This is a genomic window from Candidatus Hydrogenedentota bacterium, from assembly GCA_019637335.1.
Taxonomy (GTDB): Bacteria; Hydrogenedentota; Hydrogenedentia; order Hydrogenedentales; family JAEUWI01; genus JAEUWI01.
Genome location: JAHBVV010000016.1, coordinates 24,251 through 47,824, shown reverse-complemented (window position 1 = coordinate 47,824; position 23,574 = coordinate 24,251). Strand labels below are relative to the sequence as shown.

Here is a 23,574-nt window from a genome sequence, read left to right as displayed (position 1 = left end):
GTTCCCCGGCATGAATTCCCCCATCATTGAAGTGAAAGACCTCGTGACGCATTACGGGAGCACGCTTATCCTGGACGGGATATCGTGCGCCGTAAGTCCGGGCGAGATCTTCGTGATTATGGGCGGCAGCGGGTGCGGCAAGACGACCCTGTTGCGGCACATGTGCGGGTTGCACCGCGCAACGAGCGGCAGTATTGTCTACCGCGACCAAGACCTCTGCGCGCTCGACGAGGACGAGCTGGCGACGCTCCAGCGCACGATCGGTATCGCGTTTCAGTCCAGCGGCCTGTTCAATTCGATGACGGTCGGCGACAACGTGGCGCTGCCGCTTCGGGAGTACGGGAATATCGACGAAACGCTGGTGGAGGCCATTGTCCGAATGAAGTTGAGCCTGGTCGGCCTCGGACATGCGGCGCACCTGATGCCGAGCGAGCTTTCCGGCGGCATGCGCAAGCGCGCGGGCCTGGCCCGGGCCATTGCGCTGGACCCGCCGCTGGTGTTTTTTGACGAGCCTTCGGCCGGCCTGGACCCGATTATGGCGGCCGGGCTGGACCAGTTGATTCTGGACATGCGCAAGCTTCTGGGGCTCACATTTGTTATCGTAACGCACGAGCTCGATTCGATCCGCGAAGTGGCCGACCGCGTTATGATGCTGGACCGCGGCAAGGTGATCTTCACGGGCACGCTGGAAGAGGCGGAAAACACGGACGTGGAACGCGTCCGGCAGATGTTCGACCGCCGTCCGGATGAGTTTATCGCGCAGCGCAATATTTCGTGAGCGGCGGCGCGGCCCGCGGGGGCCGCTATCGCAACGCGCACGCAGGAGTTCGCCGTGGCGACGAAAAAAGTAAAGATAAAGGTTGGCGTGTTCCTGACCGTGTGCGGGACGCTCATCGCCGGCTCACTCGCGTACATTTCCGGGACCTATACGTCTCAAGGCGTCCCGTACTGGCTGGAATTCCAGGAATCGGTGCTCGGCGTGTACGAGGGCGGAATCGTCCAGTATCTCGGCGTGCCGATTGGCAAGGTTTCGAACATCTCCGTGACGCCCACGAACCGGGCCAATATCGAAATTCTGATCAATCCCGATAAGATTGAACTGCAGCGGGGCGTGGAGGCGAAGCTGGTGCTCTACAGCCTGGCGGCGGGCACCATGGCCATTGAATTGTCCGGTGGCGACACGGACGCGGGCCCGCTCCCCCCGGGGAGCCAGATCCCGTCCCGCCCCTCCGCCTTTGCCGCGATCAGCACGAAGGTGGAGGCGCTGATGGACGATGTCACGGTGATTGTCGGCAAATTCGAGGAGGGATTCCGGGGCCTGGAGCCGGGGCAGCTCACGAATTTGATTGAGCATGCGCGGGCCACGATCGAGAAAATGCAGACTGTGGGCGACGATCTGAGCGCGACGATCCGCACCGCGCAGGGTTCCATCGAGAAGCTGGATGGCAGGATAGAGCCGCTCGCGGACGAGGCGCTGGCGCTGGGCCGCGATCTGCGGGCCACCTCGGCGGACGCAAGCGAGTTTCTTCGGGTGGCGACGGCCAAGGCCGAGGAGATCGACGTGAAGGCCCTGGGCTCCGGAGTGGAGCGTGCTCTGGAAGACATCGCCTCGCTGACGGTGCAACTGCGCGCGTCCGTGGAGAACCTGGATAATTCTTCGGCGACCATGCTGCACGAGGCGGACAATATAGAGCACAGTCTGCGCACGACGCTCCAGAGTACGAGCGAAACGCTGCTGACGCTGGACTCACTGCTGAACCAACTGAGACAAGACCCCTCGTCCCTGGTTCGTGGCAAGGGACGGATTAAGGAATAGGATCCCATGCGTTTACCGCGCCAAACAATCCTTGGATGCTTCGCGCTCGCCCTGGCGGGCTGCCTTTCAACGCCCGTGGTGGCGCCGATCCGCTATTACACGGTGCGCCCCGAGATTTCGGTGGCGCCCGCGGAAAGCAGCGGAACGACGCTCGGAATTCGTCCGCTTGCGTCGGCGAGACCCTACAGGGCCGAGATCGCGTATACCGACGAGCCGAACCGCCTGGCCTATTTTCCTCGGGCGGAGTGGGCCGAAACGCCCGCGGCTGTCCTGGATCGCGCGCTGCTTCAGGGCATACAGCAGTTGGGGCTCTTTCGCGACGCAGGGAACGCGGCCGACATGGCGCGACCGGATTACATGTTGACGGGCGAACTGGTTCGCTTCGAGGCCGATTTCACGGGAGAAGCGCCCGAGGCGGTCGTGGAAGTACACCTCGTCGTGCGGGAAGGCGGCGGCGTGGCGAACACCTGGGAAGGCCAGCTGCTCGCCTCGGTTTCCCTGGACGGCGCCAACCCCGCGTCCCCCATCTCGGATACGGCCCTGGCGCGGCTCGCGCAAGCCATGTCCGAGGCGGTCGCGACCATCGTGGCGGACGCCTGCGAAGGTCTACGCGAGGCGCCAATCGCGCCACGCTGAAAGCGCCGCTATCCGGGTCAATTCAAGAAATCGCCAATATCCAGGTCGCCGCTCGTGATCATGCGATCCAGCAGGGCGGGCCAGTTCAGCCGGGACGCGGTCGCCGGGTTCATTACCATGTCCTGCCGGGCGCTGATATAGTGGGTCACGTTGGCGATTCCGGAAGCGAGATTGGCCAACTGGTTGCCAAGGAAGGCCACAATTTCCGGATCCTGGAAGGCCTCGGCGATGCCTTGAATGGCAAGGATGGCTTCCTGCTGGGTTTCGAGTCCGGAATGCCGCTCCACGGCCAGGTCGGCGCCGACGGCGATCTGCTGGCCCAACTGGTTTACGGCGTTGTAGATCTGCCGCGCGGTCTCGAACTCGCCCATCTCCTCGTAATGCGCACCGTAGTCCAGCAGTTCATTCCGGAGTGTGGCGATATCCCCATACTCTGCGTCCCCCGCTCCGGCGAGCGCCAGGAAGCGCGCGACGTCGCGGTCGAGACCGCTTGCGATGAACGCGGCTTCCCGCTGGCGCGCCGCCTCCAGGGCGTAGGCCGAAGACTCATTGTATGCGGAGCCGCGCGACAGGGCGTCGAGGCCCAGGGCGGTCTCCCCGCGGGCCAGGTAGTCCGACGCCATCAGGTAATGCGGCAGGCCGTTCTCCCCGTCGGCCGCCGCCAGCCGGGCGAGGTGTTCCTGGCGCTCCAGGGCCGCGCCGGGATCGCCGGCAAGGTTTTGCGCCAGCGCATACCGCAGGTGGGGATCGTCCGGATTCTCCGCAATGGCGGCCCGGAGCACCGCGATGGCCTCTTCGATGGACAGAAACTGGGTGGCGCCAATCAGGGCTTCCACCGAGAGATCCATCGACTTCAGGAGTTCGCTCGCCTCGTCTTCCGTGAGCGACGCCAGCGCCGCCACGGCCCGCGTATCATTCACCAGGTCCCGGCGCCGCGCGTTGATGACTTCTTGAAGCGTGAGCGGCTCCCGCTCGTTCATCCGGGGCCGGGATTCCTCGGGCTCCACGTCCGAAGCCGGGGGCTCTATCACGACCGAGCCGGGATCCGCCACGGGGAATTCGATTTCCCGCAAGGCCGCCATTTCTTCGTTCTCGCGCGCGGCGTCGCCTTCCGGCCCGCCGGCTCGCTCCGTGACTTGCGGCGCATCCGGGCGCTCTTGCGCAAAACGCGCGTAGAGGCCGATTGCGGCCAGAATCGCGCAGGCCGCAGCGGCCAGCCCCATGAGGAACCGGCTTGCGCGCCGGTTTGCGGGGGCGACACGGACCGTGCCGGCCGCGGCAGGCCGGGCCCGCATGGGCGCCAGTACGCGTGCGCCTCGGCGCGTGGCCACCTCGGACAACACGGGATCGAGCAGATCCGCCCGCGGCGCATGCGCGCGAATCTCCTCGCCCAGGGCGCGCAACCGGCGGGTCTCCTCAGAGAAGGGAAGCTCCAGTTCGAAATCGCTTTTCCGGGCGGCGGCCACCGCGTCCATCACGTCGCGCACCAGCGAGACCTCGCCCGACGCGGCATTGAAGCTGGAACGAAGGGCTCCCAGCGCGTCCTCAAGATCGGCGAAGGGGCTGGCTTGCGCGACGGCAAGGTCTTCGATGGCATGGTGGATAATGGCGTCGCGAATGTCCTCCCGCAAATCAACGCGGCCCGCGCCATCATGCAACGCGCCACCCAGGGCTTCCAGATCGCCCGCCACCCGATTGAGGGACTCGAAATCCGCGCGAAACGCGCTGTCCCGCTGTAGGCGGTCGCGCGCGGCGGCCAGGTCCGCGCCGGCGCCGGGCCGATCCAGCAGCAGGGCCATCTGCTCGTTGTAGTTTTTGTCGTCAGCGATCACATGTCGTCTCGGGCGAGCGCGTAATCGTCTCGCATCTGCTTTAGGATCCGGTGGAGGCGCGTCCGCACGGCGCCTTCGGTGCTGTTTACGATATCCGCAATTTCGCGCGCGGACAGCTTTTGAAAATAACGAAGCACGACGATTTCGCGGGCATCGTCGGGCAGGGCGTCCAGAATGCCCAATAGAAAGCGGTGCCGCTCCTGCGCCAGGAGGATTTCGTACGGATTCTCCTCCGGCGGACCGGTACGGCTTTCGCGCATGGCGCCCGCAAAGTCTTCCAGCGCCTCGATCTGCACCGTTTTTCGCCGCTTCAACTCGTTCAGACAGAGGTTCCGGGCGATACAGAGCATCCAGGGCTTGAACTTGCGGTCCACTTCGAAGCGCGCGCGCGCGGTGTAGATCCGCAGGAAGGTCTCTTGCGCCATTTCGCGGGCGGATTCGACATTCTTCAGGTAATGCAGGCAGAACCGGAATATGTCGTTCTGGTAGCGCTCGACGAGGGCGGCCAGCGCCTGATCGTCGCCAGCGTCCAGCGCCGCCATCAACTGCTCGTCGGTCTGGTCGTGCGCGCCGCTCATACGTGACTCCGCGACGGACCGCAGCTCGCTCGCCATGCCGTTTCCCTTCCAGTTTGCCTTACACGCATCCTACAAGCGAGCCGGAGAAACATCACATGAAACCCTTTCGGAGCCAACGAAACCTGCCGGTAGCAATTCAACCACAGCGCCGGGAGCAGTTTACGGCGTTACGGGCGCGGCGTCACCGCCGAATCGCGGCCGCACCCGGGGCGGGCCGGCCTTGACCTCCGCCCCCAGCGCCCTCAGGTGCGCCTCGATCGCCTCTGTCGCCCGGGCGACTTCGCGCAGCGTTTGCTCGCGGAGCAATTGATCCCCCGGGTGGCGCGCCATCGCCGCGCAACGGTGCACCGCCGCCCGCAGATTCACGTATTCCGGCAGGGTATCGGGTAGTATAGCATCGATTCGGTCCTGAAGGAATTGAAGGTCACGCCGAAAGACCCGATCCGCCCATTGGCGGTTCGAGGCGCCGGCGCCGGCCATCCCGGCGGGAAAGCGGCGGTGGTAGTCGTTGCACAGCGTCACGAGTTCGTTGCTGAAGCCACGTAGAATTCTCGCGCGTTGGAGCACCGCCGGGTCCAGTTCCTCCCGGCCGCGGGCCGGGCCCGCCAGGTGGCGCACCACCAGGAAGGAGACGACCATCGCGGCGCAGGCCAGACCCACCGACAGCGCCGCGAACAGGACCCCGGCGAGCGCCCGGCGGGCGCCCGCCCCGGACGCGCTCCGGGAGGGGGTCACGGCGTGTCGCGCCGGGCGCCCAGCAGGCGCCGGAGATTCCGCGGCTCATCCATCCAGGCGACGGCGCGCTCAAAATCCGGGTATTCCGCTTCCCGGGCACGAAAGGCGGGGGGATGGATCAGGCGCCTTCCGCCCGGAGCCTCTTCAATGCCCATATGGGCGTGCAGCATTTCGTGGAAAACGATATAGCGGACGAAAAAGCGCGGAACGAAATCCTGATCGAGCAAGGGATGAATGCGAATGAGGTTTTCGCCCGGGGAATAACTGCCGAAGCGGATGGAGCGCCGCCGCCGCAGGTTGGGCATCTTGCCCCAGGTGATGGGCGCGGCCACCGCGCCGCCGAATTCATCCGCGTTGACTTCACGGTACAGCTCGTCCAAATCGAAGACATGTCCGCGCGCGCGCAGCGCGGCGCCGCGCCGGGGCGCGTTCCGGATCAAGTGCCGGTTGCCGGCGATAAAGGCTTCGAGTTTCTGGCCCGCCGCGCGCGCCCTGGGCTTGAGCACCCAGGCCGAAAGGGCCTTCCAGATATCGAAGGGCGCGTCGAGGAACATGTGGTGCAGACCGATCAGGGCCGTCTTCCCGTCCCGGTGATAGCGCAAGCTCATCATTGTCGAGCTGTTGTTCGTAATGCGCAGCCGGATGGGCACTCCGGTCGCCTGAGTGAGATGCCGCCACAGGGCGTCCGCGCGCGCCTGGGTGGAAGCGCGGGCATCTTGCGCGGGCGCCGTCGCGGGCGGAACCGCATTCGGAACCGCGGCGCGCAGTCCGGCGGGCTCCGCGGCGGGTTCCCGGTGAAGCACGAGTTGCCGTGGAACGTGCGGGGCAAGGGTTTCGAATCCGAACTCCAGTTGCCCGCTGTCCTCTGTTTCGGCTCGTCCTCGGCCCATGGGCGCCGCTCCGCAGGTTATTGCGGCCCCAGCCGGGATGCTTTTTCGGGCCGCCGCCGCCCAAACAATAGCAAAACCGCCGGCCCTTCTGGAAGTCGCCGCCGGCGCCGCGCCATGGTATACTCCGGCCATGATTTCACCGGCACGAGGGAGAGCTACGGCATGCGCGTCCTGATTACGGGTGGCGCGGGCTACCTGGGCTGCCGCCTGGTTCCGCGGCTTCTGGAGGCGGGCTGGGCGGTCCGGGTATTTGACCGGGGCTGTTTCGGCTTTGACGGTCTTCGCGCCTGCCTTCAGAACCCAGACCTCGAGCTGGTGGAGGGCGATATAAGGCGCCTGCAAGAACACGAGCAACTGCTGGAGGGTGTGGACGCCATCATACATCTCGCCGCCCTCGTCAACGACCCCTCTTGCGACCTTGATCCCGAAATGGCGGCGGATATCAACGTGGAAAGCACGCTGGAGTTGGCGCGCCGCGCGATCCAGGCCGGGATCCGCCGCCTGGTGTTTGCCTCCACCTGCGCGGTGTATGGCCGGGCTGCCTTCGAGTGGCTCGACGAGGCCAGTCCCCCCAATCCGGTGACCGCGTTCGCGCAATCGAAGCTGGCCGCGGAGCGGGGGCTGCTGTCGCTTGCCGGCGCCCACTTCGAACCTGTCATCGTGCGCTCGGGCACGCTTTTTGGCGTGTCCCCGCGCATGCGCTTCGATCTCGCCATCAACCAGATGGTCGCCACCGCATTGCGAGACGGGCGCATCGAGGTCCGTGGCGGTGGAAACCAGTGGCGGTCGTTTATCCATGTGGACGACGCGGCGCGGGCCTATGGGGCGATGCTTTCCGCCCCGGCGCCCGGCGGGGAGATCTTCAACCTCGGCAACGCGGCGCTGAACCTGCCGATCCGTGCGCTGGCGGACGCGGTAGCGGGGCTTATTCCGGGGACGAGCGTCGACCGGGCCATCGACGACGACGATCGGCGCAGCTTCCGCATAAATGTCGAAAAACTTGCCGCCCGCCTGGGCTTTCAGTGTGAACACACGCTGGAAAGCGGGGTCGCGGAGATATCGGATTGCGTCCGTTCCATGCAGGGCGATCCCTTCGATGAACCCTATTTCAACGTTCGCCGTATCCAGCGCCTGCGCAATACACCCGTCCCCGAGGGCGGGGACCCGGCGGCGTCACGCTTTGTGCCCTTGAGCCGCCCTTCGCTCGGCGAGGAGGAGGAACAGGCCGTGCTGGAGACGCTGCGCAGCGGCTGGCTGACCTCGGGTCACCAGATACCCGCGTTTGAGGCGGCGTTTTCGGATAGCGTCCAGGCGCGGCATACCGTCGCGGTCACGTCCTGCACAGCGGCGATTCACCTTTGCCTCGTGGATCTGGGCGTGGGGCCGGGCGACGAGGTCATCTCGCCACCGATCACATGGGCCTCGACCGGCAACACGATCTTGAATATGGGCGCGCGTATTGTCTTCGCGGATGTGGACCCCGATACGCTCAACCTGGACCCGGCCGCGCTCGAAGCGGCCATCACGGAACGCACCCGGGCCATTATCCCCGTACACCTGGGCGGGCATCCCTGCGATCTGGACGCGATCCGGGCCGTGGCCAAGAAGTACGGCCTACCCGTGGTGGAAGATGCCGCCCACGCCCTGGGGGCCGCCTGGCGGGGCGCGCCGATCGGCTCGGAAAGCCCGGCGGCCTGCTTCAGCTTCTACTCCATCAAGAACATCACCACCATGGAAGGCGGCATGATCGCGCTATCGGATCCGGATCGCGCGGCCCATATCCGGATGCTGGCGACCAACGGGCTCGACAACACGGCGTGGGACCGTTACGGGCGCAGCGCGCTGGCGCGGCCCCTGGAAGTGCGGGAGCCGGGCTTCAAGTACCTGATGGGAAATGTGAGCGCGGCGATGGGCGTAGCGCAATTGAAGAAGTTTGCGTCGTTCCGTTCCGCGCGCAGGCGGCTGGCGCGGATGTATACCGAAGTGCTGCGCGATGTCGAGGAGATCCAGCTTCCCGCCGTCCGTCCCGAAGTGGACCACGCCTGGCACCTGTACGCCATCCGCCTGAATCTGGAACGGTTGCGTCTGTCCCGCGACGAGATTGCACATGCGCTGCGCCAGGAAAATATCGGCACGGGCGTGCATTTTTATGGCCTTCACCTCCACGCCTACTACCGGGAAGCGCTCGGATTGCGACCGGAAATGTTCCCCGTGGCGACCCGCGCCTCCCGGGAAGTCCTTTCGCTGCCCCTGCATCCCCAGCTGACGGACCGAAACGTCCACGAAGTGGTCTCCGCGCTCAAAAAAATCATACGTTTTGCCCGAAGATAGCCGTTCAGGCTACCATGGGTGGTATACTAGGTGGTGAAACGCGGGAGAATTCGATTGAACGTCCGACTTGCCAAATGCGCGCGCTGCAACAAATTGTACAACCGGATTCTGTCCGAGGTGTGCAATGCCTGCCAGCCCGCGGAGGACGCGGACTACGCCCGGATTCGCGATGCGCTGCTGCGGGCGCCGGATATGACCGCGGAACAGGTGGCGCTGGAGGCCGACGTCTCTTTCGACTGTGTGCTCCGCATGCTGCGCGAGGGGCGAATCGAGAACATCGCCCACGACTCCGACGCGAAATGCGGCCGCTGCGGGGCGCCGGCCATCAGCGAAACCAAGCGCCTCTGTCGCAAGTGTCTGATGGCGCTGGACCGGGAATGCGCCACCGCGATGCACGAAATGCGCGCGCGCATCATGGCCCGTGACAGCACGGAAATGAACGATGTGATCGACGCGGTGGAAGAACGGCGAAAATCCGCGAAACAGCGGCGGAAAGTGATCGTGCCCGAGTTGCCCGCGCCCCCCCAGGGCGGTCGGCTCGGCAACCGGATGGTGATTCCGGATCAACTCCGCAAGAAACGCGAGAAATGACCAAGGCCGCGCCAGAGCGCCCGCCGGGCGTCGTGGCGGAGCCCGCCTTGCTGATTTATGACGGGAATTGCCCGCTCTGCCAGCGCGCGCGGCGCTGGCTGGAGCAGCGCATACCGCCCGATCGCCTGGAGTCACTGCCCTGCCAGGATTTGGAGCGATCGCGGCGCGCGCCGATGGTATCGCTTGAGGATTGCCTGGAGGCGATGCAACTGGTGCTTCCCGACGGGCGCTGTTTTGCCGCCGAGAAAGCCTTTCCCCCGTTGCTGGCCATGATGCCCGGCGGGCGCTTTTTCGCCTGGTGCTTTGCACTGCCGGGCGCGGGGTGGGCGTACCGGCGCATCGCGCGCAACCGCCTTGCCATCTCCGCGCTCCTTTTTCGGAAATCGCCGGGAACGCGCTGTTCCCGGGAAGACGGGTGCAATTAAGGGCGGCCCGGGGCCGCGCGCGGCCACTTGATGTAGCGCGCGCCTATCGGTACTGTAGTACGCGGCAGATGGGCCTCCGGCCGGGCCCCGCGGGGGCCGGTAAGCCGGGCATGCGGCTACAGCTTCCAGAAGGACTGTATTTGGCTTCCCTCACGCACACGAAATGCTTTAATCACGACCAGCGCGAAGCGGTCGCCCGTTGCCCGTCGTGCCGCCGGCATTTTTGCCGGGAGTGCGTGACGGAACACGAGCACCGGCTGCTGTGCGCCGGGTGCCTGAAAGCAGCCCTGGCCGAGCCCGCAGAGCGGCCCGCCCGAATCGTGCCCTTTCGCGCGTTTTTTCAGTTTGTCGCGGCCCTGACCGTGCTTTGGCTGGTTTTTTTCGCCGCCGGTCAAACCCTCCTCTTGCTCCCTTCCAGTTTTCACGACGCGTTCAACGGCGCGCTGGGCAACGCGGCGCCCGCGGCCCGGGACGGCGTGGAGGACGCGCCATGAAATTCCGGCGCGCAACCGAGCAGGCCGCCCCGCCGGCGTCTCCGTTCGTCCTGGCGGAGGCGGCGCTTGAGCTCATCGTTCGCGCCGGCCCCCTGCCGGCATCGCTGTACCTGGTCGGAACCCTCCCCTTTATTGCGGGACTCCTCGCCTACTGGGCCGCGATGACCAGCAGCGCCTTCGCGCACCACTACGCGAGCGCCGGCGCGCTCGGACTCGCGCTGCTCTTTTTGTGGATGAAGGCCATGCACGCGCGCTTTGCGATGCATCTGGCGGCGCGGCTTCATGATACGGCCCCCGAACGCTGGCGCGCGCCGGAATTGCTGTACGCCCTGTGCCGCCAGGGGGCCCTGCACGCGACCGCGGTGATCGTGTATCCGGCGGCCTTCCTGACGATCATCCCGATGGGGATCGCGGCGACCTTCTACCAGAACGCCTCGGCGCTGGAACACGGGCGCCCGTCTGGATGCCGCGAGATCGTGTTGAATGCCGGCACGGAAGCCATGCGATGGCCGCGCCAGGCGCATATGCTGCTCTGGGCGTGCAGCCCCCTGCTCGTGTGCACCGGCGCGCTCACATATCTTGTGAGTTTTCCGCTACTGGACGCGCTGGCGCCGTCGGGTTCGGACGATCCGCTTGTGCTGCTTATTGGCTACGCCTACGGCGGCGCCATCCTGCTGGCGGTCCTGCCGCTCTCCCCCTTCCCCTGTATCGTATTCGTGAACGTATTCACCGGGCTCGCGTTCGCCATCGAATTCTTTCACATTCTCACCGGCGCGCAAACCCTGTACGCCCTGAATCCGGGCGCGGTCATGGGCAATCCCACCCTGGCCGCGCTGGCGGCCTGTCTCACGTATATCTGTCTGGACCCCATTTTAAAGGCCGCTTGCGTACTTCGCTGCCACCAGGGGACGTCCACGCGCACGGGCGCGGACTTGCGGGTGCGGCTGGAGACACTGCGGCGCCAGGCGAACCGGGCCGCGGCAGCCGGGGCCGCGGCTGTGTTGCTACTGCTTGCGCTTGGATCAACCCCCGCCGGCGCACAAACCGCCTCGCCCAAGGTGGACCAGGCCGCGCTCGACGAGGCGATCGAGCGCGAACTCGCCGAGATCAAGTACACGTGGCGTATGCCGCGCGAGGCCAGCCCCAACGTGGATACGCCCTGGCTAATCCGGGCCCTGGCCGACCTGGGCGAGACCATTCGCGATGGAGTCAAGCGCGCCATTGATTTCGTCAAGGATATGTGGGACCGTTTCATGACCTGGCTCCGTGGCGGTAACGCCGACGGGGGATCCGGGTGGCGGACGGGGGCCTTCAATCCGTCGATACGGCTGCTCATTGCACTATTGGCCGTTGTGCTGACCTTCGCCACGGTCTTCCTGCTATGGCGCACCTGGCGCACGCGCCAGCCCGCGGCGGAGCCCGCCCTGGCGTCGCCCGCGGAGCGCCCCGACATCGAAAAAGAAGAAACCAGCGCGGCGGCCCTGCCGGAAGACGAGTGGCTGCAACTGGCGCGCGAACTGGCGGCCCGGGGCGAATACCGTCTCGCATCCCGCGCAGCATTTTTTGCGATTCTCGCGACCCTCGCGGGACGGGAAATCATCCGGATCGCCCGGCACAAGTCGAATTACGACTATGATCGCGAAATCAACCGGCGCGCGGCCATTCTGGGCGGCGCGCCGGCGGCCTTTTCGCGGGGCGCCCTGATCTACGAGTGCGTGTGGTACGGGGAGCATACGGCCGGGCCGGAAACGCTGGACGAATTGCACACCTGCCGGGAGCGCCTGCGCGATGCGGTTCAGTAATGCGAAATGGGTCATATCGGCGGGCCTGGCGGCGCTGCTGGGCTTCGTGATCGCGGTGGCCGCCGTATTCCGGCTGCACGCCGCCTCCGGCGAAGTGTACGCGCCGTACTCCACCTACCGCGCGGATCCCCAGGGCGCAATGGCGCTCTACGAGGCCCTGGATGCGCTGCCAGACACCACGCTGGAGCGGTACATCCGGCCCTTCGATCGCATCCCGGACGGGCAGGACGCGGCGCTGTTTATCGCGGGGGCCAGCCTGGGCCCGGATCCCGTGGAAGTGCTGGAGAATGTGGAGGCCTTCGCGATGCAGGGCGGCCGGGTTGTGATTGCCTTCCGCCCGTTGACCGACCGATTCGCGCTGAACTTCTTGCTGGATGATTTGAAGGTCCGGGAGCGCGCCTCGAAATCGCGCGACGAGCCAGACGAGAAACCCAGTTCCGATCAAATGGACGAAGAGCCCGGCGACGAAGGCGATAGCGAGCCGCCGGACCGTTCCGCGGACGATCAAGACGATACGCATCCCGAGGAGGCCCCAGAAACCAATCACGCCGGTGACTCCGCCGCGCCGCCGGACGCGGACGAGGCCCCAGAAGACGGGCGCGCGGGAGCCAAGAAGGACGAGGATGCGAAAGTGGTCGATATTTCCGAGCGCTGGGGCTTTTCCTACGATTTCCAGCAGGCCGAAGGTGGCTTTGGCGCGGTGCGCGCGGGTGATCGGGAGAATATCGAAGCGGTGCTCGCCTCCGTCTCGGGCCTGTATTTCCGCGGGGCGGCCCCGCGCTGGGATCCGGTTTACCTGCGTCCGGGCGGCAGTACGGAGCGCCCGTGGATCGTGGCCATGGAGATGGTTCTGGGATCGGGCTCCATTGTATTGTGCAGCGACTCCTACTTCTTGAGCAATGAGGCGCTGCGCAAGCACCGGGCGAGCGGATTTCTCGCGTGGCTCGCGGGCGACCGGAGCCGGATCCTGTTCAGCGAGGCGCACCTGGGCACGCAACAACGAGACCGGATTATGACCCTGGTGCGGCGTTACCGCCTGCATGGGGTCCTGCTGGCGGCTATCCTGATCGGCGGCCTGTTTGTGTGGAAGAACGCGACGGCGTTGTTGCCCCGTGTGGAGCGCGCGCCGCGCGAGGCGGCGGGCAGCGCGCGAAGCCACCAGGAAGGGCTGGACAACTTGCTGGTGCGTTTCATCCCTCGGGGACAACTGCTCGAAACGTGCATGAAGGAATGGCGGGGGCATTTTCACGGCCATCCCCGGGCCGATGCGGTCGAGGCGCTTCACGCCGGCCTCCGCGAGCCGGGCGGCGCGCGGGAAACCATCTCGGAACGGTACAATCGTCTCGTGCGCGAAATGAGGCGGCGGCAGTAATGGAATTCAGCGGAAATGGCGCGGGACTCAACGCGCCGCGGAAAGGACCGAACGCGTGAACGAAAGCGTTGCACAACTGCAGGAGATACTCGGGCGCACCCGCGCCGAGATTGCGAAGGTGATCATCGGCCAGGAGCCCGTCGTAGACCAGGCGCTGATTACGATATTCGCGGGCCAGCACGCGCTGGTCGAGGGCGTGCCCGGAGTCGCCAAGACCCTGCTGGTGCGGACGCTCGCGCGGGTGCTGGGCTGCGACTTCGGCCGGATCCAGTTCACCCCGGATCTGATGCCGGCGGACATCACGGGCACGAACGTGTTCAACCTCAAGGAAAACGCGTTCACGCTGGTGAAGGGCCCCGTGTTTACGACCTTCCTGCTGGCCGACGAGATCAACCGCGCGCCGGCCAAGACGCAAAGCGCGCTGCTCCAGGCGATGCAGGAACGCTGTGTAACCATTGACCGGGAAACCCACGCGCTCGATCCGGACTTCACCGTGTTCGCCACGCAGAACCCCATCGAATACGAGGGCACGTACCCCCTGCCGGAAGCGCAGAAGGACCGGTTTCTGCTGAAGATCCGGATGGACTGTCCGGGGGAGACCGACGAGATCACGCTCGCGCTGCGTTCGCTGTCCGCGGAGGCGCCGGAACGCGTGCTGGAACGGGACGCTGTGGCGCCGGTGCTCACGGGCGGCGCGCTGGCGGGATGCCGCCAGGCGCTCGAGTCCATCGCGGTGCGGGAGGAAGTGCTTCGCTACGCCGTGACCATCGTCCGGAAGACGCGCGCCTACAGCAGCATCCTCGTGGGGGCCGGCCCGCGCGCGACCCAGGCGATTCTTCTGGCGAGCCGGGTGCACGCCGCGCTCCGGGGGCGCGATTTCGTGACGCCGGACGACATCAAGTACCTGGCCGGGCCGGTGCTGGCGCACCGGATCGTGCTGCGGCCGGAATTCGAAATCGAGGGGCTCACGGTGGACGAGGTCCTTCAGGAGTTGCTTGTGGGGGTGGCGGTTCCCCGATGACGGCCCCCGCGAACAGACTCTTGTTCTGGACCGCCTGGACGGCAATTCCGCTGGCGATCATCGCCGCGGCCGCGCCAACGCTCGCATTGCCATGCGTCGCACTGGCCCTGACCGCCGCGCTGGTGGCCGTCCTGGACCTGATCGCGGGCCTTCGTTATGCGCCGGCGCTCACGATACAGCTCCCGGAAGTTGCGCGATTCTCCCGGATGCGCGAGGGCGCCTATACCGCCACGCTTGCCGTGGAAGAACCCGTGCGCCCCGGGCTCACCTTGCGGGTTGGCCTGCTCCTTCCGCCCGAAATCGCGCCGGATGACGCCGTTCAGTCGATTCGCCTGCCCGGCGAGCCGGGGCGCTATTCCCTGACGTGGCGCTGTACGCCCCGGGAACGCGGGCGCTTCACGGTGTCCGGGGCGCGCCTGGAACGCCCCTCGCCACTTGGCCTCTGGACCATTCGCTGCTCCCTACCCGCCCGGGGGGAGATCCGGGTCTATCCGAACCTGATCGAAGAGCGCAACCGCCTCGCTTCGGTATTCTTGAACCGGCAGGGCGCCGGAATCCACGCCCAGCGCCAGGTGGGCAAGGGCCGGGATTTCGAACAACTGCGCGATTACCTCCCGGGCGACAGTTTTGAAGACATCCACTGGAAGGCCACGGCGCGGCGCGGCTACCCGGTGACGAAGATGTTTCAGATCGAGCGCACCCAGGAGATCTATGTTGTGGTGGACGCCTCGCGCCTGAGCGCGCGCGCGTTGCCCGGGGCGGCGGCGGAGCCCCAACTGGAGCACCTCCTGCGCGCGGCGCTTCTGCTGGGCCTGGCCGCGGAGAAACAGGGCGATTTCTTTGGCCTCGCGACATTCAGCGACCGCGTACACACCTTTATCCGGGCGGGCAAGGGGCACGCCCATTTCGCCCAGTGCCGCGAGGCGCTCTGCGCGCTACAGCCGCGGCTGCTAAACCCCGACTTCGAGGAGGTCTGCGCATTCCTGCGGATGCGGCTGCGGCGCCGGGCGCTGGTCGTATTGCTAACAAACCTGGACGACCCCGTGCTCGCCGAGACCCTGACGCGGAATCTGGAGCTGCTTTCGAACCGGCACCTGGTCCTCGTCAACATGATCACGCCGCCGTATGTCCGGCCCGTCTTCAGCGCCGAAGCGCATGGCGATGACGACGTCTACGCCCACCTCGGCGGACATCTCCAGTGGCAGAGCCTCCGGGAGACCCAGCGCGCGCTGCACCGGCACGGCGTGGACATGCACCTGACGGCGCACGAGCGGCTCTGCGGGGATCTGGTGGCGCAGTACGTCAACGTAAAACAGCGGCAATTACTATGATTATTGACCTGGAACGATTTATTGCGGCGGAAGCGCCCTACTGGAGCGAATTGAACGCCACGCTGGACCTGCTGGAGAGCCGCACCGGCCACGCGCTCACGCTGGACCAGGTTAAGCGATTCAACTACCTCTACCAGCGCACCGCCTCGGATCTGGCCCGCATCCGGACGTTTTCCGCGGAGCCGGCCACCCGCGCGTACCTGGAAAACCTGGTCGCGCGCGCGTATGCGGAGGTCCACGAAGTTCGCCAACGGCGCGCGCGGTTCGACGCCGCACACTGGATCCGCGTTACGTTCCCCACGACGTTTCGCCGCCATATTCGCGCGTTCCAGCTTACCCTGGCGGTTACCCTGGCGGGCGCGCTCTTCGGGGCCCTGGTCGTGGGCGTCGACCCCGACGCGAAAGGCGCCCTGATGCCCTTCGAGCACCTGCTGGGGTCCCCGTCGGAACGCGTAGCGAATGAAGAATCGGCCACGGACGATCGGATGCAAGGCCACCGGAGCCTTTTTTCCGCACAACTGATGCAGAACAACATCCGCGTGAGTATATTCGCGCTGGCGCTCGGGATGACCTTTGGCCTCGGCACGTTTCTGCTGCTGTTTTACAACGGAATCATACTGGGGGCGGTGGCGTTCGACTATGTGGCCGATGGGCAGACGGTGTTCCTGCTGGGGTGGTTGCTTCCCCACGGCAGCATCGAGCTGCCCGCCATCTTTCTGGCGGGCCAGGCGGGCCTCGTGCTCGGGCACACCCTCATCGGATTCGGGTCGGATCGCGCCCTGCGCGACCGGCTGCGCGACGTGGGGCCGGACCTCGTCACCCTGATTGCCGGCGTTGCGCTGATGCTGGTCTGGGCGGGCATCGTGGAGGCCTTCTTTTCCCAATATCACGAGCCCTTCCTCCCGTATGAAATCAAGATCGCCTTCGGGACCGCGGAACTCGCGTTGCTCTGGGCCTACCTGGGCTGGTCGGGCCGCGGCGCGGAAAGCGAGGCCGGGCCGGTCGGCGCGCGGGAGGAGATCGCGCGTGATCAATGACCTGCGCCGTAAGATCGAGATACGGACGCCGGAGGGCGTGGCGTTTTCGCTTTATCTTGCGGGGCCCTTCACCCGTTTTCTGGCGTGGCTGGTGGATGTCGCGATTCTGGCGGCCTTTCAGACGTCCGTCATCAGCGGGACCACGTACCTTTTTACGCTGGTGGGCGGAATCGCGATGGCGGTCGCGATTTTATTCATATTCGCCTCGAGTTTCGCGTACCGCATCGTGATGGAATGGCGCTTTCGTGGCCAGACCATCGGCAAGCGCCTCCTCCGGCTCCGCGTGATGGACATTTCCGGGCTGCGCCTGCACCCGAGCCAGATTGTGCTGCGCAACCTGCTTCGCCTCGTGGACGGCCTGCCCGTCGCCTACCTGTTGGGCGGGCTGACCATGCTGTTGAACCGCCACCACCAGCGGCTCGGGGATATTGCGGCGAATTGCATTGTTACATGCCTCCCGCGGGATGCCGCGCCCGATTTCAACCAGGTGCTCCCGGGCAAGTACAATTCCTTCCGGGAGTATCCCCACCTCGAGGCGCGGCTGCGCCAGCAGGTGGCCCCGGAAGAGGCGGATTTGCTTGTGCAGTCCCTGATCCGGCGGGAAACGCTCGAGGCCGCGGACCGGATCGCGCTGTACGCCCGGCTTGCGGCGCATTTCCGCGAGAAAGCGGCGTTTCCCGAGGAGGCGACGCTTGGCCTCACGGACGAACAATACCTGCGCAACGTGGTGGATTCCGTGTTTCGCGGAAAGAAGTGAGCGGATTGCGGCGCCGGTTGCGCGGGACCGCTCTTGACATGCCCGGCGCGGAATTGCAACGCTTTCCGGGCCGCTTAGTAGAAGGAGTACCCATGCTGCGCGCCGAATCCCTCCGAAAAGTCTTTTATCCGCCCCGCGGCGCGGCGGTGGAAGCGGTGAAGGGCGCCACATTTTCGGTGGATCCGGGCGAAGTGTTTGGCCTGCTTGGCCCCAATGGCGCGGGCAAAACAACCCTCCTGCGGATGTTGGGGACGATCATCTCCCCCACCTCCGGGCACTGCTGGATCGGCGGCGTCCGCACGGACGAGGCGCGTGACGACATCCGCCGGGACATTGGCTTCCTGTCTGGGAATACCAAACTCTACGGTCGCCTTACGGCGTCGGAAGTGCTGTATTACTTCGGGCGCCTCTACGGCATGCCCGATGACCGGATCGCGTCGCGGATCGAGGAACTGGCGCGGATGCTGGACATGGAATCCTTCCTGCACCGCCGCTGCGAAGCGCTTTCCACGGGGCAGACGCAGAAGGTATCGATCGCGCGGGTGATCCTGCACGACCCGAAGGTGCTCATTCTGGATGAACCCACCCTGGGGCTCGATATCATGACGAGCCGGACTATCCTCGACTTCATTCTCCACGCGCGGGAGCGCGGGCACAGCATAATTTTCTCGACCCACTACATGACGGAGGCCGAAGTGCTCTGCGACCGTGTTGGCCTGATTTTCGCCGGCGATCTGTTCGCCGTGGACACGATGGACGCGATCTGCGCGCGGGCGGGGGCGCGAACCCTCCAGGAAGCCTTCCTGAAACTTGTGGACAACGTCGCGGAGCAGCCCGCATGAACCTGCGCACGGTCAGGACGATATTCAAGAAAGAAATGCTCGACACGGTGCGGGACAAGCGCACCCTGATCATGATGATTGGCGTCCCCGTGCTCCTCTACCCCACGCTGGTCATCGTGGGCATGCAGGGCGCGCTTGTCCAGATCGCCTCGCTGGACCGCTCCGTGTCCAAGGTCGCGATACAGTCCCCCGAGCCGGAGGCCGTGCGCGCGTGGCTGGAAGACATCGAGAAGATCGAGATTGTCGACTCGGACAATCCGGCTGGCGCGTTGCGGGACGGCGGCCTGCAGGCCGTTGTTCGGGTTGATGGCCCCGTCGTGGCGGCGCTCGCCGAGGGAAAAACGGTCCAGGTGGAAATCCTGTATGACTCCACGGAGTTTGAATCTTCCGGGGCCGCCACGCGCCTGCGCGAGGGCCTCGAAAAGGACCGGGACGCGCTGCTGGAATCCCGGCTGGCCGACCTGCAAATCGAGATGGACTACATTCATCCACTGCGGCTCGAACGAAAGGACACCGCGCCGCCGGCCAAGGCCACGGGCAACGCGCTGGGCATCGTGCTGCCGGTGCTGATGGTGGTCATGCTCGCGCTGGGGGCCTTCTACCCGGCGGTGGACGTGACCGCGGGGGAAAAGGAGCGCGGGACCTTCGAGACGCTGCTCTCCACCCCCACCACGAAGCTGGAAATCGTGGCGGGCAAGTTCGGCACGGTGTTCCTGCTGGCGATGGCCACGGGCCTGCTCAACCTGGGGAGCATGGCGGCCACCTTCGCCTTCGTGGCGGGCCAGTTGCGGCCCGTGCTCGGGGAAGCCATCCGGTTTGATCTCCAATTTCCACCGAGCGCCGCAGCCGTTTTCCTCATTATCATGGTGCCGCTCGCCTTTTTCGTTTCCGCCGTCATGATGGCGGTGGCCGTTTTCGCGCGGAGCTTCAAGGAGGCGCAGAACTACGTCACGCCCTTCTTCCTGGTGCTCATGGTTCCCGTGTTTTTCTCCAGTATGCCGGGCGTCAAGCTGAACGCGGCCACACAGTTTCTACCCGTGGCGAACGTCATCCTGCTGTTCCGGGACATGCTGACCGGGAAGGCCGAATTCGAGATGATGTTCGCCGTCTTCCTGAGCACGGTGGCGTTTGCGGCGCTCGCGCTGCTCTTCGCGGCGTGGCTGTTCCAGCGCGAGGAGGTCATCCTCTCGGAGGAAAAGGGCTTCCCGCTCACCTGGCGACGGAGCGAGTTCCGGCCGCGCGACACGATCACCGCTGGGATGTCGGTCGCCCTGTTTGTCGTCATGCTGATCATGCTCTTCTACGTGGGCAGCACGGTTCAGACCTGGAGCCTGCTCCCGGGCCTCCTGATTACCGAATGGATCATGATCCTGGCGCCGATTCTGCTCTTGCTCTGGTATACGCGCGTCAACTTCCGCCCGGCGCTGAACCTCTACCCCATTTCGCCGGGTGGCGCGGCCGCGTCCCTCGTTACCGGCTTCTTTGCGGTCATCCTGGTCATTCAGCTCGGCTACTGGTTCAACCGCGTGCTGCCGGTGCCCCAGGAGTTTCAGGAGGAGATGGCGAAGTTGTTCGGGGACACGAGGGGACTGCCCCAGCTCGCCGCCCTGCTCTTCGTCGCCGCGGTCTCGCCGGCCATTTGCGAGGAGGTCATGTTCCGCGGCGTACTGCTTTCCGGGTTTCGATCGCGCATGGGCAACTGGCCCGCCATCCTCCTTTCCGGTGTCCTTTTCGGCATCTTTCACATCAGCGTTTACCGCATCCCGCCCATCGCGGTGCTCGGAGTTGTCCTGAGCTATCTGACGGTCCGCACGGGCTCGATCCATGCCGGCATCCTCGTCCACCTGCTGAACAACACGTTCGCCATCCTGCTGGCCACCGGCTACGCGCCGGAGTTCGTCTCGCGGGTGTTGCAGCTCGAACAATTCGAAAACCAGGGACTGCCGACGCTTGTCCTGCTGGTGGCCGTCGCGGGTTTCGCGGCGGGCGTCGCGGGCGTGGAGTTCAGCGCCCGGCGTTCGCCCGCCAAACCTTTGGACGCTTAAACGACGTCCAGGAAGGAAGTACCTTGATGTGTGCCCCCAACTTCTTCCGCTGCGCGCTGCCGCTCTGCATCGCCGGCCTTCTCTCCGCCCCGGCATCCGCCCAATGGACGGTGGTCGTTCCCGAGGCGCTGCGCGCCGACACCGCCGTTTCGGTGGCGATGGACGACCTGGTCGAAACAGCGGCCCGAATCGGCGTCGTGCTCGTAGCTGCGGATGACAGCGCCGCGCCGGCGGGTCATGCCATCCTGCTCGGTGGGCCGGGCGAAAACCGGCAGTCTGCGCGGATCGCCGGCGGCGTACCGGACCTCCCGGCGCCACCGGAGAACCCGGAGGGTTTCCGGATATTGCCGCTGGAGGATGGCGGGCAGACGCGCCTGCTGCTCACCTCGCGAGGTCCGCTAGGCCACGCCTACGGCTTGTTCTGGATCCGCGACCGAATGCTGGTGAACCGGGCAATCCCCCGCGACATCGACTGCGCGCGCGAGCCGGCCTTCCCGGTGAGGCTGGGCGGCGCGTGGCACCGCTACGGTTTCGGCGGGCAAAGCGAGGCCGCCATGCGGATCGCGCTGCGCAACAGCATCAACTGGGTGCCGGGAACCGCCATCCTGGACCTCGTCCCGTGGGACTCGGAACCGGAAGCCACTATCAACGCGGAGAACCGGGAAAAGACCCGCGCGCTGATCGCCTATGCGCATTCCCTGCACATGAATTATTTCAGTTTCGCGAACGCCTTCACGTATCACCCCTCCCTCCTCGAGAAGCACGGCGCCACCCTTTCCCCGGGCGACCCGAAATTCTGGGACGCGATCCAGGACAAATTCCGGATGTTGTTCACCGCCCTCCCGGAACTCGACGGTATCGAGCTGTGCAACGACGATATTTCCGGATTCTGGGACAACTACCTGCCCTTCGACATCATGCACGAGGCGCCGGAGGCGGACTGGTCGTACCCGAAGCGATTCCGGACCTTCGTCAAGAAGGTGCACGAGGTGGTGTCGGATGAGTTCGACAAGCAGTACTTCCATTTCACGTGGAGCCTCGTTGACCACGAAGTACATACGCAGCCCGCAGTGTTCCGCGAGATTTTTACGGAAGAAATCCCCACGAACAATTTCTACGTGATGCCGAAGGTCACGCGCGCGGACCGGTGGTGGCACCAGCCCTACAACCCGACCTTCAACCAGTCTCCCCACGACGCGATCGTCCTTTTCGAGACGATGAACTACTACGAGAGCGGGCGCGCCAACATCTTCCCGACGTTTTCCGGCGAGTACTTCCAGCGCGGGCTCCAGACCTTTATGGTTCCGGGGGACAACAATGTCCGCGGCATGGCGATGTTGGCGAACATCCGGGGCGACGGCTGGGGTACATCGGAAGCCTACGGGTACGTGCTCCACCGCCTGATCTGGGAGCCCGACGCGGACATGGCGCAGATTGCCCGGGATTTCTGTGCGATTCACTTCGGGCCGGATGCGGCGGAGGGCATGGCGGAGATCTACCTGATGTCGCCGCGCGCCTATAAGTACGGGCTGCACCTGGAGCCGATATCCTACGGCCAGTTCAATTCCCACTACCACATGCGCGTGGGCGAGTTCCCGGTCCAGGGCTACCCGAACATCGACCATGGCCGGGAGCACCTGGAATGGCTCCGGCGCATCTACCTCCGCTGCAAACCGTGGGAAGTAGACACCCTGGCGGACATCCAGCGGGGCCTTACGGTCGCCGAGGCGATGATAGCGCAGTTCGATCGCGTGGCGCCGCTGCTGAAGGACCCCGCGCTCGTGAAGGAGGTGAATAATCGCCTGGAGATGACCCGCCGCCTGGTCGAAACCAACCTGCGCTATGCGGAGGGCATCTTCGCCTACTTCGATTATTTCGACGCCCCATCACCGGCGCGCCGGGAACGGCTCGCCGAGGCGGTCCAGAATACGCACCGCACCTTTGAAGCCTTCCGGAGCGTCCCGGGATATGGTTACATCCTCTGGGGCATTGAGGAACTGTTGACCGCGATGGACGCGGCCCTGGAGGACGTCGAGGCCGCCCGGGAGACCCTCGCCGCCGCGCCGGACCGCGCCCGGCTCGAGGAAACCATCGCCCGCCAGCAGGCGCGGTATCGCGAGGTGCTGGCCGAGCGCAAGGGCGACGCGGTGAAGTTCGCCCACGCGCGTATCCTGGTGGACGGACGCGACATCGTGAACGTGGCGGGGGACACATACAGCATCGACCACATCCAGTGGGACGGGGCGCATGTACAGGATTTCACATTCCACGGCCCCCTGCCCGAACGGGAAGTCACGGTGATCCCGATCGATATCGAGTCGCGCCCATTGCACCCGTTTGTGTTGGAACAGCCGAGCGCGAAGAACGGGTACACCGCAAGGATCTACCTGGACGATCAGCCCGGCGGCAATGGATGGATGGAATTCGACCTGTACTACATCGACGAAAGACCCGAGGCGCTCGGGCTGGACGTCCCCTGGCCGAACTAAAAGCCCGAGGTGTCCTCGAACAGCCCGACCTTGAGTTCCTTGGCCTTGTAGATTTCGCGGCCGTCCACCTCAACCGAGCCGTCGGCCAAGATCATGACGAGCTTCAGGGCGAGCAGGCGCCGGATATCGATGCGGTACACCACTTTTCGGGCGGTCGGTAGTATCTGGCCGGTGAATTTGACCTCTTTCACGCCCAGCGCGCGCCCCTTGCCCTTGTGCCCGGCCCAGGCCATGTAAAACCCGGCGAGCTGCCACATCGCGTCGAGCCCGAGACATCCGGGCATCACCGGGTCGCTGTCGAAGTGGCACCCAAAGAACCACAAATCCGGTCGCACGTCCAGCTCGGCGATAATCTGTCCTTTGCCGTGGGCGCCGCCGTCGCGGTCGATATGGGTAACCCGGTCCATCATAAGCATGTTCGGCAGGGGCAGGCGCGGCGCGTCCGCGCCAAACAGGTTACCGCGCCCGGCGTCAAGCAGATGTTCTCGGGAGAAGGAAGATAGATCAAATGGCGAGGTCACGCTCGTCTCCTGGTAAAAAAGGGGCAAAA

General features: G+C 65.4%; 21 protein-coding genes. 16 read left to right on the top strand and 5 right to left on the bottom strand.

Annotation, left to right across the window (positions count from 1 at the left end; translation table 11 throughout):
* The first annotated feature begins 10 nt into the window (after positions 1-10).
* The 3 genes from KF886_16680 to KF886_16670 are packed head-to-tail and all read left to right on the top strand — an operon-like array spanning position 11 to position 2,452.
* Positions 11-778 (top strand): ABC transporter ATP-binding protein, encoded by a 768-nt coding sequence (locus KF886_16680; protein MBX3178992.1) that lies wholly within the window; start codon positions 11-13, stop codon positions 776-778.
* 54 nt (positions 779-832) lie between these two features.
* A complete protein-coding gene (locus KF886_16675) occupies positions 833-1,816 on the top strand; it encodes an MCE family protein (GenBank protein ID MBX3178991.1) in 984 nt (327 codons plus the stop codon).
* 6 nt (positions 1,817-1,822) lie between these two features.
* Entirely contained in the window at positions 1,823-2,452 is a 630-nt protein-coding gene (locus tag KF886_16670; protein ID MBX3178990.1) for a membrane integrity-associated transporter subunit PqiC, read from the top strand.
* A 17-nt stretch (positions 2,453-2,469) separates the two neighbouring features.
* On the opposite strand, the gene KF886_16665 is transcribed toward KF886_16670, so the two are convergent.
* The 4 genes from KF886_16665 to KF886_16650 all read right to left on the bottom strand — a co-directional run bounded on the left by KF886_16665 (position 2,470) and on the right by KF886_16650 (position 6,487).
* Entirely contained in the window at positions 2,470-4,284 is a 1,815-nt protein-coding gene (locus tag KF886_16665; GenBank protein MBX3178989.1) for a hypothetical protein, read from the bottom strand.
* Complete coding sequence (locus tag KF886_16660) at positions 4,281-4,862, bottom strand: RNA polymerase sigma factor (protein ID MBX3178988.1); 582 nt, start codon at positions 4,860-4,862, stop codon at positions 4,281-4,283. The genes KF886_16665 and KF886_16660 overlap by 4 nt, the downstream gene beginning before the upstream one ends.
* 159 nt (positions 4,863-5,021) lie before the next feature.
* Positions 5,022-5,597, bottom strand: coding sequence for a hypothetical protein (locus KF886_16655; GenBank protein ID MBX3178987.1), 576 nt, complete (start codon positions 5,595-5,597; stop codon positions 5,022-5,024).
* Positions 5,594-6,487 carry a M48 family metallopeptidase gene (locus KF886_16650; protein MBX3178986.1) on the bottom strand — a complete coding sequence of 298 codons (894 nt, stop codon included), beginning with the start codon at positions 6,485-6,487 and terminating at the stop codon, positions 5,594-5,596. The genes KF886_16655 and KF886_16650 overlap by 4 nt, the downstream gene beginning before the upstream one ends.
* 162 nt (positions 6,488-6,649) lie before the next feature.
* Here KF886_16650 and KF886_16645 point away from each other — a divergent pair, with 162 nt between their 5' ends.
* The 13 genes from KF886_16645 to KF886_16585 all read left to right on the top strand — a co-directional run bounded on the left by KF886_16645 (position 6,650) and on the right by KF886_16585 (position 23,024).
* Entirely contained in the window at positions 6,650-8,818 is a 2,169-nt protein-coding gene (locus KF886_16645; GenBank protein ID MBX3178985.1) for an aminotransferase class I/II-fold pyridoxal phosphate-dependent enzyme, read from the top strand.
* Between the two features lie 54 nt (positions 8,819-8,872).
* Entirely contained in the window at positions 8,873-9,409 is a 537-nt protein-coding gene (locus KF886_16640) for a hypothetical protein (protein MBX3178984.1), read from the top strand.
* A complete protein-coding gene (locus KF886_16635) occupies positions 9,406-9,834 on the top strand; it encodes a DUF393 domain-containing protein (protein MBX3178983.1) in 429 nt (142 codons plus the stop codon). The genes KF886_16640 and KF886_16635 overlap by 4 nt, the downstream gene beginning before the upstream one ends.
* Positions 9,835-9,974: 140 nt before the next feature.
* Positions 9,975-10,328 carry a rhomboid family protein gene (locus KF886_16630; protein MBX3178982.1) on the top strand — a complete coding sequence of 118 codons (354 nt, stop codon included), beginning with the start codon at positions 9,975-9,977 and terminating at the stop codon, positions 10,326-10,328.
* Positions 10,325-12,130 (top strand): hypothetical protein, encoded by a 1,806-nt coding sequence (locus KF886_16625; protein MBX3178981.1) that lies wholly within the window; start codon positions 10,325-10,327, stop codon positions 12,128-12,130. Before KF886_16630 ends, KF886_16625 begins: the two co-directional genes overlap by 4 nt.
* Positions 12,117-13,502: a DUF4350 domain-containing protein gene (locus tag KF886_16620; protein MBX3178980.1), complete on the top strand. Its 1,386-nt coding sequence runs from the start codon at positions 12,117-12,119 to the stop codon at positions 13,500-13,502. Before KF886_16625 ends, KF886_16620 begins: the two co-directional genes overlap by 14 nt.
* 55 nt (positions 13,503-13,557) lie before the next feature.
* Entirely contained in the window at positions 13,558-14,523 is a 966-nt protein-coding gene (locus KF886_16615; protein MBX3178979.1) for a MoxR family ATPase, read from the top strand.
* On the top strand, positions 14,520-15,854 hold the full coding sequence (locus tag KF886_16610) for a DUF58 domain-containing protein (protein ID MBX3178978.1): 1,335 nt from the start codon (positions 14,520-14,522) through the stop codon (positions 15,852-15,854). Before KF886_16615 ends, KF886_16610 begins: the two co-directional genes overlap by 4 nt.
* Positions 15,851-16,891: a stage II sporulation protein M gene (locus KF886_16605; GenBank protein ID MBX3178977.1), complete on the top strand. Its 1,041-nt coding sequence runs from the start codon at positions 15,851-15,853 to the stop codon at positions 16,889-16,891. Before KF886_16610 ends, KF886_16605 begins: the two co-directional genes overlap by 4 nt.
* Entirely contained in the window at positions 16,881-17,648 is a 768-nt protein-coding gene (locus KF886_16600; GenBank protein MBX3178976.1) for an RDD family protein, read from the top strand. The genes KF886_16605 and KF886_16600 overlap by 11 nt, the downstream gene beginning before the upstream one ends.
* A 92-nt stretch (positions 17,649-17,740) precedes the next feature.
* Positions 17,741-18,490: an ATP-binding cassette domain-containing protein gene (locus tag KF886_16595; protein MBX3178975.1), complete on the top strand. Its 750-nt coding sequence runs from the start codon at positions 17,741-17,743 to the stop codon at positions 18,488-18,490.
* Positions 18,487-20,535 (top strand): CPBP family intramembrane metalloprotease, encoded by a 2,049-nt coding sequence (locus KF886_16590; GenBank protein ID MBX3178974.1) that lies wholly within the window; start codon positions 18,487-18,489, stop codon positions 20,533-20,535. Before KF886_16595 ends, KF886_16590 begins: the two co-directional genes overlap by 4 nt.
* 26 nt (positions 20,536-20,561) lie before the next feature.
* Positions 20,562-23,024 (top strand): hypothetical protein, encoded by a 2,463-nt coding sequence (locus KF886_16585; GenBank protein MBX3178973.1) that lies wholly within the window; start codon positions 20,562-20,564, stop codon positions 23,022-23,024.
* On the opposite strand, the gene fabA is transcribed toward KF886_16585, so the two are convergent.
* The gene (gene fabA / locus KF886_16580) at positions 23,021-23,545 is read right to left on the bottom strand and encodes a bifunctional 3-hydroxydecanoyl-ACP dehydratase/trans-2-decenoyl-ACP isomerase (GenBank protein MBX3178972.1); all 525 of its coding nucleotides are present in this window, start codon (positions 23,543-23,545) and stop codon (positions 23,021-23,023) included. The two genes, KF886_16585 and fabA, sit on opposite strands and share 4 nt — an antisense overlap.
* Between the last annotated feature and the right edge of the window lie 29 nt (positions 23,546-23,574).